Source organism: Streptomyces sp. NPDC054765 (genome assembly GCF_053612065.1).
Map to the genome: position 1 here is coordinate 46,477 of NZ_JBSHBP010000012.1, position 13,375 is coordinate 59,851.

Annotated in this window: 10 protein-coding genes and 1 pseudogene; 4 read left to right on the forward strand and 7 right to left on the reverse strand. The window is 70.4% G+C overall.

The features are described from left to right. Positions 1 to 59 precede the first annotated feature (59 nt). On the reverse strand, positions 60 to 1,124 hold the full coding sequence (locus ACWGJY_RS10740; RefSeq protein WP_453260423.1) for an aldo/keto reductase: 1,065 nt from the start codon (positions 1,122 to 1,124) through the stop codon (positions 60 to 62). A 131-nt stretch (positions 1,125 to 1,255) separates the two neighbouring features. Here ACWGJY_RS10740 and ACWGJY_RS10745 point away from each other — a divergent pair, with 131 nt between their 5' ends. Beyond that, a complete protein-coding gene (locus tag ACWGJY_RS10745; RefSeq protein WP_453260424.1) occupies positions 1,256 to 2,089 on the forward strand; it encodes a helix-turn-helix transcriptional regulator in 834 nt (277 codons plus the stop codon). A 70-nt stretch (positions 2,090 to 2,159) separates the two neighbouring features. After that, positions 2,160 to 2,375: pseudogene (locus ACWGJY_RS10750) on the forward strand (hypothetical protein); the annotation flags it as partial. Positions 2,376 to 2,537: 162 nt separating this feature from the next. Here the strand turns inward: ACWGJY_RS10750 and ACWGJY_RS10755 are convergent. Together ACWGJY_RS10755 and ACWGJY_RS10760 are read right to left on the reverse strand one after the other, a co-directional pair. Continuing rightward, the gene (locus tag ACWGJY_RS10755) at positions 2,538 to 3,977 is read right to left on the reverse strand and encodes a carboxylesterase/lipase family protein (protein ID WP_453260425.1); all 1,440 of its coding nucleotides are present in this window, start codon (positions 3,975 to 3,977) and stop codon (positions 2,538 to 2,540) included. A gap of 29 nt (positions 3,978 to 4,006) precedes the next feature. After that, positions 4,007 to 4,924: an MBL fold metallo-hydrolase gene (locus tag ACWGJY_RS10760; protein WP_453260426.1), complete on the reverse strand. Its 918-nt coding sequence runs from the start codon at positions 4,922 to 4,924 to the stop codon at positions 4,007 to 4,009. Positions 4,925 to 5,061: 137 nt separating this feature from the next. On the opposite strand from ACWGJY_RS10760, the gene ACWGJY_RS10765 reads away from it, so the two are divergent. After that, the gene (locus tag ACWGJY_RS10765) at positions 5,062 to 5,970 is read left to right on the forward strand and encodes a helix-turn-helix domain-containing protein (RefSeq protein ID WP_453260427.1); all 909 of its coding nucleotides are present in this window, start codon (positions 5,062 to 5,064) and stop codon (positions 5,968 to 5,970) included. A 99-nt stretch (positions 5,971 to 6,069) separates the two neighbouring features. Here the strand turns inward: ACWGJY_RS10765 and ACWGJY_RS10770 are convergent, their stop codons facing one another. The 3 genes from ACWGJY_RS10770 to ACWGJY_RS10780 form a co-directional block, all read right to left on the reverse strand. After that, entirely contained in the window at positions 6,070 to 6,954 is an 885-nt protein-coding gene (locus ACWGJY_RS10770; protein WP_453260428.1) for a GNAT family N-acetyltransferase, read from the reverse strand. A gap of 133 nt (positions 6,955 to 7,087) precedes the next feature. Then, positions 7,088 to 8,539, reverse strand: a complete 1,452-nt coding sequence (locus tag ACWGJY_RS10775) for an amino acid permease (protein WP_453260514.1) — start codon at positions 8,537 to 8,539, stop codon at positions 7,088 to 7,090. A 213-nt stretch (positions 8,540 to 8,752) separates the two neighbouring features. Then, complete coding sequence (locus ACWGJY_RS10780; protein ID WP_453260429.1) at positions 8,753 to 9,709, reverse strand: hypothetical protein; 957 nt, start codon at positions 9,707 to 9,709, stop codon at positions 8,753 to 8,755. Positions 9,710 to 10,819: 1,110 nt separating this feature from the next. On the opposite strand from ACWGJY_RS10780, the gene ACWGJY_RS10785 reads away from it, so the two are divergent. Continuing rightward, positions 10,820 to 11,353, forward strand: a complete 534-nt coding sequence (locus tag ACWGJY_RS10785) for a winged helix-turn-helix domain-containing protein (RefSeq protein ID WP_453260430.1) — start codon at positions 10,820 to 10,822, stop codon at positions 11,351 to 11,353. A 223-nt stretch (positions 11,354 to 11,576) separates the two neighbouring features. Here the strand turns inward: ACWGJY_RS10785 and ACWGJY_RS10790 are convergent, their stop codons facing one another. Then, positions 11,577 to 13,286, reverse strand: coding sequence for an enoyl-CoA hydratase-related protein (locus ACWGJY_RS10790; RefSeq protein ID WP_453260431.1), 1,710 nt, complete (start codon positions 13,284 to 13,286; stop codon positions 11,577 to 11,579). Positions 13,287 to 13,375: the final 89 nt, after the last annotated feature.

Here is a 13,375-nt window from a genome sequence, read left to right on the forward strand (position 1 = left end):
ACAAGCACGTCCGGAACACCCTCTGCTGATCACCGACGAGGGGGGCGCTCGGTCGGGTGTCAGCGGCGGGTTTCGACCTTCAGATCGCCGCGGGTCAGCGTGCGGCCGAAGTCGCCGGCGAGCAGGTCGTGCGGGACGCCGAGTCCGATCGCGCCGGCCTCGTCGAGGCGGGCCAGTTGGGCGGCCGTGAAGTCAACGTCCAGGGCGCCCAGATTGTCCTCCAGCTGCGCCGGGGTGCGGGCGCCGATGATCGGTGCCGTCACGGCCGGGTTCTGCAGGGTCCAGGCCAGCCCGACCTGGGCGGGTGTGCGGCCCAGCTCCGTGGCGACCTCCTTCACGGCGTCCACGATGGCGAAGTTGCGCTCGGTGAGGGCGCCGTTGGCAAGGGTGACGCTCTTGCGGGTGCCGTCGTCGATGCCGGCCTGCGTCGCGGTCAGGTCGTCGCGGCTGTACTTGCCGGTGAGCACCCCGCCGGCCAACGGTGAGTACGGCATCACCCCCAGCCCCATCTCGCGTGCCATGGGGATCAGGTCACGTTCCCCGGTACGCTCGATCAGGCTGTATTCGATCTGCAGCGCGACCAGTGGCGACCAGCCGCGCAGGTCGGCGATCGCCTGCATGCGCGACACCTGCCAGGCCGGGACGTTGGACATCGCCACATACAAGACCTTGCCCTGCCGGACCAGATCGTCCATACCGCGCAGGATCTCCTCGACCGGCGTCGTGAAATCCCACACGTGCAGGTAGAGCAGATCGATGTAGTCCGTGTTCAGCTGTCGCAGACTGGCTTCCACCGACGCGAACAGGCTCTTGCGGTGACTGCCCCCGGAATTCGGGTCGCCGGGCCGGCGCAGCGTCGTGTATTTCGTTGCCAGCACCAGGCTTTCGCGGTTGTCGCGGGTGAATTCGCCCAGCAGGCGCTCGGAGCTGCCGTTGGTGTAGGTGACGGCGGTGTCGATGAAGTTGCCGCCGCGCTCGACGTAGAGGTCGAACAGCTTGCGCGCCTCGTCCTGCTCGGCACCCCAGCCCCATTCGGTGCCGAAGGTCGCCGCGCCCAGTGCCAGCGGTGAGACCCGCAGCCCGGAGCGGCCCAGCAGCCGGTAGGTGTCAAGGGTGAGCGACATCGTGTCCTCCTGTGCTTGTGATCCGTTGCCGAAAACAAGCCTGTGACCGCCGCGAGCCGGGGATAAGGGAAAGACGTTCCTGGGAACGCCAGTCCTACCCTGGCGGTAGGACCCCGGCTGTAGGGTCGAACATGATGACCCACACCGTGGACACGACACAGGAGTTGGCCGCGTTCCTGCGGACCCGGCGCGAACGCCTGGACCCGCACGATTTCGGCCTGCCGTCGCGTCGGCAGGTCCGGCGGACCCCGGGATTGCGCCGTGAAGAGGTCGCCGAACTGGCCGGGGTCAGCATCGACTACATCGTGCGGCTGGAACAGGGCCGCGGGCTGCGGCCCTCGGCGGAGGTGGTGGAGGCGCTGGCGCGGGCGCTGCGCCTGGCCCCCGACGAACGCGCCTACCTCTTCAACCTGGCCCAGCAGCGCCCTCGCAACGCCGACAAGCCCGCCACCACTGCGGCGCCGCCGCTGGCCCGGCTGGTCGCCGACCTGTCGCCGCTGCCGGCCATGCTGATGAACCATCGCTACGACATCCTGGCCTGGAACGGCGAAATGGCGAGGCTGCTCCTGGATTTCGACACCCTGCCGCCGTCGCAGCGCAATGCGATGTGGCTGTGCCTGATGCATCCGGAGATACGTGAGTTCTATGTCGACCGCGAACGCGTGGTACGGGAGGGGATCGCCCACCTGCGCGCTGCGTGGGCCGCGCATCCGCAGGACCAGGCGTTGACCGACCTCATCGCCGAATTCACCACTCGTGACGAGGAGTTCGCACGATGGTGGGCCGAGCGGGACATCAAGGTCAACGGCCGCGGGCGCAAGGTGCTGCGGCATCCTGACGCCGGTGTGATCGCAGTACATTTCGAAGTGCTCATGCCACTTCAAGATCCGGACCAGCGGTTGGTGATCTACCGCGCCGCGGACGACGAGAGCCGGTCGGCATGGGACCGGTTGTGCGCACGGTGATGTCGACCGTCCATTCCTGCACCGAGTCGAACCGTCGTTCCGGCACGGCCGAACAGATGTTGGCCGCGCTGGAGACGAGCTGACCCCGGTCGCAGCGGCCTGCCGTGAAGAAGGGCAGCGGGCCTACGGCGCAGGCCGCCTCGACGCGTACGACAGCAGGTTCGGGAGCACCGCTGAACTCCCCGTCTCCGAGGGGGAAGGCCATGATCCGGAACAGCTGGCCTCCGAGGAGTTCGAGGAGATCTGGGAGACCGCTCGCCGGCAGATCGCCACCCGGCCGTCATGACTCCAGAAGCGGGCGTGGAAATGCCATCCGTCCTGAGACGAGCGCCCGGTCACCGGATGAGACAGCCCAAAAACCCGCTGGTCAGTACAACGAAGCGGTGCGGGCGCGACCGGTTGCCCCGGACTTGGGCGACCGGCGACGCCCCGTCCGGTGAGAGGACGCTCAGCCGCCGAGGATCTCCACCACGGGTCGCTGCGGGTCGTAGCCGGCCCAGCCCGGGTTCCCGGTGCCGGCGAACGCGACCCAGGCGCCGTGTACCTGGGCTGCGAGTCCTGCTGGGGCGGGCCCGGGGCCGAGGAGGCAGGTGTCCCCGTGCAGCCAGGGTTTGTCGGCGATGTCGAACACGAAGGGCAGTTCGACGGTGTGGGCAGCGCCGAGTCGCCCGTCCAGGGCCGTCGAGCGGTACCCGAACGAGTAGACGTGCGTGCGGCCGCCCGAGATCCGCGCGTGGGCCTGCGCCATGCGCGTCGTACCGGCCTCGAACAGGGCCTGCCCGAGCACGGCGGAGCGCAGCTCGCCCGGTGTTTCGTCCGGCCGTGCCGCGCGGTGCGCGGCGAGGGTGGTCTCCGGGTCTGCATGCACCCGGGTGGCGACGGCGAGTACGTCGGCCTCCGTGGTGGACTCCAGGGCGCCCTGCGGTACGAGGTAGAGGTGCCCCTCTTCGGTGTTGGTGCCGATGAGCAGGTCGACGTCGCGGGCCGGACCGTCGGCGAGATTGTCGGCGGGCTGGACCGGCAGGACCAGGCTGAACGGGCTGAGCCCGGCCAGCGGGTCCATGGCGGTGCCGGTGCGGAGGTCGAGGCCGGCCAGGGCGGGCAGGATCGACAGGAAGCGCTCGTCCGGGACCGGGGCGAACGCCTCGGCGGTCGGCTCGACGCCCAGTGCGGCGGCCGCCGTGGCGGTGACCCGTTGCGCTTGCTCCGGGGTGAACGCGCCGGTGCCGTTGCCGCTCTGGACGATCGCTCGCCGGAACAGACCGCCTGCCTCCGGTGTCGCGAGCAGCGCGCCGGTGAGCGTGGCGCCCGCGGACTGGCCGAAGACCGTGACGTTCTCGGGATCGCCGCCGAAGAGCGCAACGGTGTCGTGTACCCAGCCGAGTGCGGCGACCACGTCGAGCAGTCCGCGGTTGGCCGGAGCACCCGCCAGATCGAGGAACCCGGGGATGCCGAGGCGGTAGTTCACCGTCACGAGGACGACGCCATCGCGGGCGAACGCGCTGCCGTCGTAGAGCGCGGCACGGTTCGAGCCGGTGACGAACCCGCCGCCGTGCACAAAGACCATGACGGGACGCCTGCCGTCATCGGCGGCGGGCGTGTGGACATCGACGGTCAGGTACTCCTCGCCGGGGACCCAGCCCGGCCCGAAGTAGGGGATCATGTCGAGTCGGCCGAAGTCGCGGGCCGGCTGGGGAGCGGTGGGCGAGGGCCGCGTGCCGTCGCGGACACCGGACCAGCCCGGGTGCGGTGCGGGTGGGGCGAAACGGCCGGCGCCGGTCGGGGCCGCCGCGTAGGGGAGGGCGCGGTAGCGCTCGCCGGATCCGTCACGGAGGCCGCGCACGGCGCCCGCCGGGGTTTCGACGACCGGATCTGCCTGGTGGTACATGGGAGACGCTTCCTTTCCGGAGGGGGACATCAGGACAGGCGGGAGAAGCCCGCCCACTCCTTGATCGCGAACTTCGAGCCGCTGCGCGCGACCTGCGCGGCGCCTTGGCCGCCGAAGTGCGCCGGGAAGAGGAGCGCGTTGTTCTCGGCGGCGCGGCCGAGCAGCTTGTGCCGGGTGGCGCGGGACTCCGCCGGGTCCTCGCAGAAGCAGGAGTTGGTCTCCGGCTCTGCGATTTGCAGCGCCGTATGCACCAGGTCCCCGACGAACAAGGCCTGATCGCCGCCGGATTCCAGGGTGAGCACGGACGAGCCGGGGGTGTGCCCAGGAGCGAGCTCGAGACGCAGGTTCTTGTCGATCCGGTACGTCCCCTCCCACAGGTGAGTGAGTCCCGCCTGGTGGACCGGCGTGACGCTGTCCTCGAAGACGTTCTGGTTCCCGCGGCCGAACACGGTCTTGTTCTCGTTGGCCGGGTCCCAGAACTCGAAGTCCCGCCGGGTCATCAGGTACGTGGCGTTCGGGAAGGCCGGCACCCAGGTCCGCCCGTCGAGGCGGGTGTTCCAGCCGACGTGATCGATGTGCAGGTGGGTGTTGACCACGATGTCGACGTCCTCGGGCCGCACCCCGGCGGCGGCGAGGTGGTCGAGGTAGTTCGTGTCCCGGCGGCTCCACACCGGCGCGTAGGGCCGGTCCTTGTGGTTGCCCACGCCGGTGTCGACGAGGATCGTGCGCCCCTCGCTGCGCAGCAGCCAGGACTGGATCGCCGTATGACACTCGTCCGTCTGCGGGTTCCAGAAGTCGGGCGCCAGCCAGTCGCGGTGCTCGTCCCACGAGCCGTGGGGGCTGTCCGGGAAGAACTGCCCCGGGGGCATCTCGACCGAGCCGTAAAACTCTTTGATGCGGGTGACGGTGACGTCGCCGAGGGTGATCTGCTCCGGGCTCTGATCCATGTGGTCCGTCCTCAGGTCTGGGGTAGGTGGCCGACTGGGACCCAGCCTGGACACGCGGACGGGCACGCACCACTCCCGGGTTGTCCTACCCCTCGCAGGGTGTGGCTGGGATCGGGCCGCGCACCGATACTGGGGTGATGAATGGACCCGGCCCGCTCGGCGCCTTCCTCCAAGCCCGACGGGCGCGGCTGCGCCCCGAGGACGTCGGCCTGCGCGAACTCGGGCCCCGCAGGCGGGTGACCGGGCTCCGGCGCGAGGAACTGGCCCAGCTGGCGGGCGTCAGCGTCTCGTACTACGCACGGCTGGAACAGGGCCTCTCCCGCGGGGCCTCGGCCGAGGTGCTCGACGCGATCGCCCGCGCTCTCCTGCTCGACGGCCACGAGCGCGAGCACCTCGACCGGCTCGCCGGCGCCGCCCGCCACGCGCCCCGGGTGCGCCGCCCGCGGCCCGAGAAGCTCGCCGGCGAGACACGCGACCTCCTCCGCGCCGTCGACGGCGTCCCGGCGGTGGTGCTCGGCCGCCGTACGGACGTGCTGGCCTGGAACACCCTCGGGCACGCCCTGCTGGCCGGTCACCTGGACTTCCTTGGCCCGGATGACCCGGCGCGACGCCCGAACATGAGCCGGATGCTGTTCCTGGACCCGCACTGTCAGGAGCTGTACGCGGACTGGAAGCGCAAGGCGCGCGCGGTGGTCGGCAACCTGCGCATCGCCGTCGGCAGGCACCCGGAGGACCCACTGCTCGCGGAGCTGATCGGCGAGCTGACGATGAAGAGCCCGGAGTTCGTCGCACTGTGGGGGGACCACCGTGTGACGCCGTGCGATGCCGCGGCCTACGAGCTGCACCATCCCGTCGTCGGCAGGGTGACGGTGACACAGCAGACACTGTCGGTCGCCCGTTCACCGGAGCAGGCGCTCATCGTGTGCACAACGCCCGCCGGCTCCTCGTCCGAGGAGGCCCTCGCGCTCCTCCGGCAGGCGAGCGACAGCCGGGCGCCGCACGCGGACAGCGTCGGCGTTCCCGAGAAGCTACCGCGCCAGGTGTAGGCATCCCGGTGAAGCTGCCCCCCTTCGGGATACACGTTGCCTGGGCCGGTGGCCGGGGTGCCGACGACCGTCGTCGCCGCCGCCTGGCGCCGCCGGCCGTCAGCCGAGTTCCAGGCTGGTGACGGCGAAGGTCCGCTCCTGCTCCACCGGCGGGACCGGGCCGGTGTACATCCGGACGGTGTGCGACTGCGGAGCCAGACCGCGGGCCGTGACCAGGGCGTGTGCGCCGCGCCGCGGCCCGGGGACGTCGAGGAAGATCTCGTCGCCCGGGTCGACGGACGCGGTGAGAGCGTCGAAGAGGGCCTCGGCGGCTTCGGTGGTGTCCGCGAAGAGCGGGCCGATGCGATGGCCGGTGCGGGCCGGGCGGAGCACGCCGTAGCCGGCGATCCCGCCCTCGTGCAGATACACACGGGCGGTGTGGCCGGGGGCCGTCAGCCAGCGGGTGACGAAGGCGCGGCGGTCGGCGGGGAAGCAGCGCCGGTCGTAGTCGGCGAGAGCGTCGAGGTGGGAACCGGTGACGGGGACGGCCGCCGCCGGCGGTGTGCCGGAGCGGAGCGGGCGTCCGGCGTAGCGGACGGTGTCGTAGGCGGGGGTGAACCCGGCCCGCCGGTAGGTGAGTTGCTGGGCGGGGACGGCGTCGAGGCCCACGGTCCGGGCGCCGGCGTGCGGGAAGGCGGCCCGCCAGGTGGCGAGCCCGAGGCCTTCCCCGCGGTGGTCGGGGTGGACGAGGTAGTAGCCGAGGAACGCGTAGGCGTCCGAGTAGTTGACGATCGAGACCGCGGAAACGGTGCGCCCGGCGCGACGTCCGAGGAAGAAGCCCGTGGGGTCGGTCGGGTGGAAGCAGGCCGTGTCGCCGAGGCCGGGGTTCCACTCCTCCTCGGCGGCCCACCGGGCCACCTGGTGCCAGTCCGCCAACGAGGCGGTGGTGACGGTGAGTCCGGCGGGGGCGGGCTGCCGGTCGGGGGCGTAGCCATGGGGAGGCATGCCGGTGTTCGTCCCTTCTGGTGGAGGCAGGGGGCGAGCGGGAACGGTGCGGGGCCGGTGGCGGGGCGCGGGTGGGCCGGCCGGGAAGGTCCGGCCGGCCCGCGCGAGCCCGCCACGGTCCCCGGGAGGAGTCCTAGATCAGGTCCATGGCGGCGACCTCGTCGGGACGGCCGTAACTGACCGGTCCCTGGAAGCGCCGGCGGGCGGTGGCGAACCACCAGATGGTGGCGATGATCAGCACCACGGCCAGTGCAAGAGGGGCGTAGTTGAACGAGGCGGGGGTGATCGGGGATGCCTGGGGCAGCATGAACAGCACATTGCTGATCAGGATCCAGATCACCGCGATCGCCGCGACGGGCTTGCCGTAGCGGCCGAGGTTCCACGGTCCGGCCTGGAAGTCGTTGAGCCGCAGCCGCAGGAAGATGGGGACGGCATAGGCGAGGAACAGCCCGACGACATTGACGCTCACCACCGCGGTGAAGGCGGTGTGCGACCACCAGCCGGGGAGCACCAGCACCAGCGGACAGGCCGCGGCGAGCCAGACGGCCTTGACGGGGGTGCGGGTGCGCGCGGACACCGAATGCCACCACTGGGAGCCGGGCATCGCGCCGTCCCGGGAGAAGGCAAAGATCTGCCGGGTATTGCTGGTCATGTTGGCCAGACCACAGAAGAGCATGGCGCCGATCACGATCAACAGCAGGAACTTGGCGGTGCTTTGCCCGAGGGCGTCGATGAGAATCTGCACCGGCGGCGCCTCGGCCTTCGCGGCGTGACCGTAGTCACGGATCGCGTACACCAGCGCAAGCATGAGGATCAGTCCGGTGATCGCGGAGTAACTGATCGCCCGCATGATGCCCCTGGGCGCATTGACGGTGGCCTTCACCGTTTCTTCAGACATGTGGAAGCTGCCGTCGAAGCCGGTGAAGGTCCAGCTGGTGACGAGCAGGCCCAGCATTCCGCCGTAAATTGCGTGCGTGAAACCGGTGTTGTTGACGAAGTGCGTCGCGAACGAAGGCGACTGGTGATGGCCGGGTATCAGGGTCAGTGCACCGACGATCACCACCATGCCGATGAGCAGCCACCACACGGAAATACGGTTCACCACGGCAACCAGCCGCACCGTATAGGTGTTGGCCAGCGCCTGGACGAGAAGGATGGCCGCGGTGATGGCGACCGTCTGCTGCGGTGCCGGCTCATAGGACGGCCACTGCATGGCGATGAGGGCCTGGATGAAGGTGGCGGCGGCGAAGTTGGTGGCGGCGGTGCCGCCGACCTGGCCCACGAAGTTCAGCCAGCCCGTGTACCAGGACCAGGCGCCCTGGTGCCGCTTGGCCAGTTTGCCGGCCGAGAAGTAGAGGGCGCCGCTGGTCGGGTAGGCGGAGGCGATCTCGCCCATCGCGGCGCCGACGAACAGCACCATGACGGAGACGCCGATCCAGCCGAAGATCAGGATCCGCGGACCGCCGGCATTCATGCCGAAGCCGAAGGAGGAGAAGATCCCGGAGATGATGTTGATGATGGTGAAGGAAATGGCGAAATTGTCGAACGCGCGGAATCTGCGGGTGAGTTTCCGCGGATAGCCCATGGCGTGGAGCGTGGCGTCATCGTCGAGTGCGACGGAATCTGCCGTGTGGGGGGTTTTCGAGCGAGCTGGGGACGTACGCTCGGACACAACCGAAACCTTTCTGGGGAACTGTGGGGGGAGAGAATGGATCGGGTGGAGTGGATCGAACGGGTGAAACAGAATGAGTGGGCCCTTTACGGTGAATAACCAGGGCGGTTCGGACCTCACCGTGCATCAGCCGTCATGGGGTACGGGGAGCCCGCAGGAGCGTCTCGCCCTGGTCAATTGATCCTCGGGATCACCGAATGCGCTCCAGGGCATGCGCGAGGCATACGGCCCCATTGCCGTGAGGACTTCCCGTGCCTCGAATTCACGTTTCGCCATGAACAGCGCATGGGCCAGATACGCCAGATCCAGCACCGGCGTGAAACGGTAAGCGGCCACCTGCGGAAACCAGTTCCGGTAAATGCCCATCGCGGCGGTGATCCACTGGGGCTGCTCCCAGGTGCTGTCCGCGAGCAGCGCGGACGGGTTGTAGTCCTCGACCAGCGCCACCAGCGGGAGCAGCCGCAGCGGTGAGGCGGCCGGGGCCCGCTGGCTCAGGAACGCGGCAACGTCCCAGCTCGCGCTGGACGAGCCGCCGTAGCGGGTGAAGAAGAACGACAGGAAGCGGTGATGCGCCTCGCGGTGCCAGGGGTCGAGCCGGAGGATGTGCGCGAAGAGGTACCAGGGCCCGGCCGGCGCGGTCAACAGCCCCTGCGGCGCGGGGTCCTGGGGGCGGTCGAGGCGGGTCAGCGCCAGCTGCGCCACCCAGGGGGTGGGGTCCTTGGGCAGCAGCTTCGCGGCCCGCTCACACGCCGACCGCGCTATCCGCGCCAGGGCGCCTTGCCGCCGGTCACCGGCATCGGCCATGCGCAGGGCGCGGAGCATTGCCACCCGGGCCCAGAGCAACGCGGCCTCGGGCCCCGGCTCCTCGGCCAGCCAGCGCTCCGCCAGGTCCGAATCGGCCGCCACGGACGCGAGCACCAGCGACCGGTGGGCGCGGACCTCGAAATCCTCCCGGGCTTCCCGGAGAACTTCGTGCGCGCTCAGATACCGTCCGGTCCGTACGTCCATACACGCGCGCGCCAGCGCCCGGTCATTGGCAGCCGGACTCCACACGTACTGCCCCTCGAAAGAGCCGGCCGCCATGGTCCCCTCCCGGTCACGAAGGCGTCATCCCCCACACCGCATTCCAGCTGCGCCGAATTCAGCCGGATCCCTGCCACCGGTCAAGTGACAGCGGGCCACACCCTACTCACCCTCCACTCATTCGGAAAACAAGTCGCCTGGAATATCTGGTTCCGCACCTTTTAGTCTCGATGAAATTGAAAGGGGAACGACTTCTCACGCCACCTCCCGAACCCCGTCGCTTTGCGGCCCGGTTCGCCATCGAGCAGTTATTTGGCATATTCACATACCCACGGAACCTTCACAAGTGAGCCTGATCGCCGATTACCCCTCCGTATCCCACACACCCTGGAGGGATAGCACATCACCCCCGAGGACCGCCACACCCCGCACCCCGCACCCCGCACCCCGCACCCCGGGCGACATGACCTCGCCCGGATCGCACCGATCCCCACCAACCGCTCGCCGTTCTCGGCCAGTTCACAGGCGTTTTCCGGCCACGCCGTCACGGCTCAGCACCGGGCCCGGACGGACGGGCGGGCCGGCCTTCGGCGAGCACGCTCCGCCGCCGGACGGCCCGCGAGCCGCTCCGCGCGGACAGCATCTTCACCGACGGGACCTTCACCGCACCCTCTTACGGCGCACTCCTGCGGCTTACGGCGCCCCGGGCGCCCGAACCGGCAACATTCAATGAATTGCTGAGCACTTGTGGAGCCGAACGGCGGACCGCCCGGCCCCAACAGACCCGCCTGCCGGCCGAGGAGGTTTCCGGCAAACACGAAGTCGGCTCAAGAGCAACCGAATTAGCGGATGCTACTTTCCGGAACCGCGTGATCACATGTAGCGTTCATCTGGACCACGGGCCGTGGCTTCACCCCACGTCACGGCCAGGTACGGGCATGGGCGCGCGCGTTCTCGCGGTACGAGCGGAGCGATCGCCCCCGATGGGCGCACCTGCACCACAAGTGCCTGGTCGCCGCCCCGTCCCAGCACCGCACTGCATCGCGGTCGCTGTGCAGTACCTACGCAGCGCCCTCACTGTGCAGCACCTGCGCACCCTTGAACGTCGAGCACCGCCATGTCTGTCCGTACACGCCTGCTTTGCAAGAGGAATGGGCCCAGATCATGTTTATGAACTCCTCGACGACCCCGCTTGCGTTGCGTCCGGACGCCGAGTTCGTCCGGCCGCTCACAGCCGGGCCCGACGAAGGGCCACCCCTGGCGGTCGACCGGCTACCGGACGGCAAGTGGCAACTGACCCTGCACGACCTGGAACCCGTATCGGTGCACCGGCTGCCGTCCGACGAGGTCCACATCATCCTGGCGCCGCCCGGCGAGGAATCGTCCCGGCCCGCCGAGCCGATGACCGGCCAGGCGCAGCCGGAGCACATCCATATCGACACCGCGGCCCGGACGGTCTTCATCAGAGACCGCCAACTCGATCTGCCACGGCTGGAATTCGATCTGCTGGCCCATCTCGTCCTGCACCCACAACGCGCCTTCACCCGGGAACAGTTGATGGCCGCCGTCTGGCCCGGCAGCCAGTCCAGCACCCGCACCGTCGATGTGCACATCGCCCGTCTGCGCCGGCGCCTGGGACCCGGGCTGCGCGACACCATCAGCACGGTCTTCGGCATCGGGTACAAGTACCAGCCGGCCCCGTAGACGGCGGGGGGCGCGGCGCGGCCCCGGCGGGTGCCGGGCGCCGCGGTCGCGGTGCACGGCCGCGCGGCCGGCTCAAAGGCCGCGGTCGGTGCACTGCAGCAGCCGGTGCACCGCAGCGGTCCGGTGGCCGGTGACCGGCGGAGCGCGGCCACCGTCCCCGGCCGGCGCGGCACGTCGTCCCGCCGGCCGTTCCGGCGCTCCTGTGGGGGCCGGGCAGCGCGCGTCACGCCCCGCCGGCCGGGGAGTTCAGGTGCGCGGGGGTGGTGGCCGGCGGATCCTTCCGCACGAAGGCCCGGCGCAGGGCGTGATAGGGCGCCTCCGGGTCGAAGAAGATGCGGCGCATACGGGTCAGTTCGTCCTCCCGGTAGGCGGCGAGCGGGCGCCGGGCCTCGTCGCGTTCCCGGGTGGCCTTCTTCGTGGCGATACGGGCCTGGGTCGCGGGCGCCGACGCCAGCCGGCGCGCGAGGGCGGTGGTCTGTGCGGCGAAGTCCTGCGCGGGGCAGTCGATGATCCGGTCGACCAGGCCGAGCCGCGCTCCGGCCGCGGCGGTCATCGGCAGGGCGCGCGCGGTGAGTTGCCGCGCCACCTCGGAGCCCGCCCGGCCGGGCAGCGTAGAGGTCCAGTACTCCGAACCGTAGAGCCCCATCAGCCGGTAGTGGGGGTTGAGCACCACGGCCGAGCGGCACCACACCTCGTCGGCGGCGAGGGCCAGCATCGCCCCGCCCGCCGCGGCATTGCCGCCGAGCGCGGCGACCACCAGCCGGTCGGTGGTGGTCAGGACGGCGTGCACCAGGTCGTCCATGGCGTTGATGTTGGCCCAGGACTCCTCGGCGGGGTCGGCGGCGGCCTCGATGACATGGAGGTGGATGCCGTTGGAGAAGAAATCCCGGCGGCCGCCGAGGACCAGTACGGAGGTCGGCCGCGCGCAGGCGTGACGATAGGCGGCCAGCAGCCGTCGGCAGTGGCCGGTGCTCATCGCCCCGCCGGGGAAGGAGAACTCCAGGAAGCCGGCCGGGCCGGCCTCGCGGTAGCGGATATCGGTCCAGGTGCGGGGGCCGTCGCCGGGGTCGAGCGGGGCCGGGACCTCGGGCAGCGGCGGGAGGCGTCCGCCCAGCGCCAGAGTGGCGGGCAGCTTGAGGGTGCCGGGCTCCCCCGGTGCGCGGGGCGGCCGCAGCTCCGGGATCCATACGGCGCCGTCGGCCGTGGCCCGGCAGATCGCGCCGCACCGGGTGGCCAGCAGCTCGCCCGGCCGCCCCGTCAGGGTGTCCTCGGGGTGGCCACCGTGCAAATGCCAGCTCTCTCCGAGGAGTTCATCCCGTACGCCGGGCTGCGAGTCCGCGGCGCGCAGCTTGCGTACGACGGTGTCGGTGGGGTCGCAGCGCCAGTCGATCCGGCGCAGGTCCTGGCGGAAGGGCGGCCGGGGGCGGCCCGGTTTCGCGGCATCAGGCAGGGCGGCCTGCGGCTGCGGACGGTGGGTGCCGGAGGCCAGGCGGGCGACGGCCGACAGGACCGCCTCGACCGCGGCATCGGCGATCTCGTTGCGGTACAGGTCGCTCTTGCCCACGTCGGGGACGGGGCAGTCGGCCGCGGCCCAGATGTCGCCGGCGTCCATCTCCTCATTGGCCTGCAACACCGTGACCCCCCACCGGTCGGCGCCCAGGTGCACCGCCCAGTCCAGCGAGGACGGGCCACGGTCACCGACGGGCCCGGGGTGCACGATCAGGCAGGGGCAGGCGGACCACACCTCGCGGGGCACGGCCGTCTTGAGCATCGGTGCCACGATCAGGTCGGGGGAATGACGGCGGACGACCTCGGGGAGCGGGGTCCCGCGTGTTACCAGCTCCACGCTCAGGTGGTGCCCGCTGTCACCGAGTTCGGCGTATACGCGCTGCGTCAGGCTGTTGAACGCGCCGGCGATGAGCAGAATGCGCACAGCGGACTCCCCTGGAGCTGGTACCGGTCAGCGGGTAACTGATCGTGATCGTTCCCCACGGGCTGCCGTCCGGCTCCGCACCCGCGCCA

What these genes read in the sequence shown, in the direction of transcription:
- ACWGJY_RS10745 (WP_453260424.1), top strand. Translation starts at nt 1,256, where the DNA reads ATGATGACCCACACCGTGGACACGACACAGGAGTTGGCCGCGTTCCTG.
- ACWGJY_RS10770 (WP_453260428.1), bottom strand. Translation starts at nt 6,954, where the DNA reads ATGCCTCCCCATGGCTACGCCCCCGACCGGCAGCCCGCCCCCGCCGGA.
- ACWGJY_RS10760 (WP_453260426.1), bottom strand. Translation starts at nt 4,924, where the DNA reads ATGGATCAGAGCCCGGAGCAGATCACCCTCGGCGACGTCACCGTCACC.
- ACWGJY_RS10785 (WP_453260430.1), top strand. Translation starts at nt 10,820, where the DNA reads ATGAACTCCTCGACGACCCCGCTTGCGTTGCGTCCGGACGCCGAGTTC.
- ACWGJY_RS10755 (WP_453260425.1), bottom strand. Translation starts at nt 3,977, where the DNA reads ATGTACCACCAGGCAGATCCGGTCGTCGAAACCCCGGCGGGCGCCGTG.
- ACWGJY_RS10775 (WP_453260514.1), bottom strand. Translation starts at nt 8,539, where the DNA reads ATGGGCTATCCGCGGAAACTCACCCGCAGATTCCGCGCGTTCGACAAT.
- ACWGJY_RS10740 (WP_453260423.1), bottom strand. Translation starts at nt 1,124, where the DNA reads ATGTCGCTCACCCTTGACACCTACCGGCTGCTGGGCCGCTCCGGGCTG.
- ACWGJY_RS10780 (WP_453260429.1), bottom strand. Translation starts at nt 9,709, where the DNA reads ATGGCGGCCGGCTCTTTCGAGGGGCAGTACGTGTGGAGTCCGGCTGCC.
- ACWGJY_RS10765 (WP_453260427.1), top strand. Translation starts at nt 5,062, where the DNA reads ATGAATGGACCCGGCCCGCTCGGCGCCTTCCTCCAAGCCCGACGGGCG.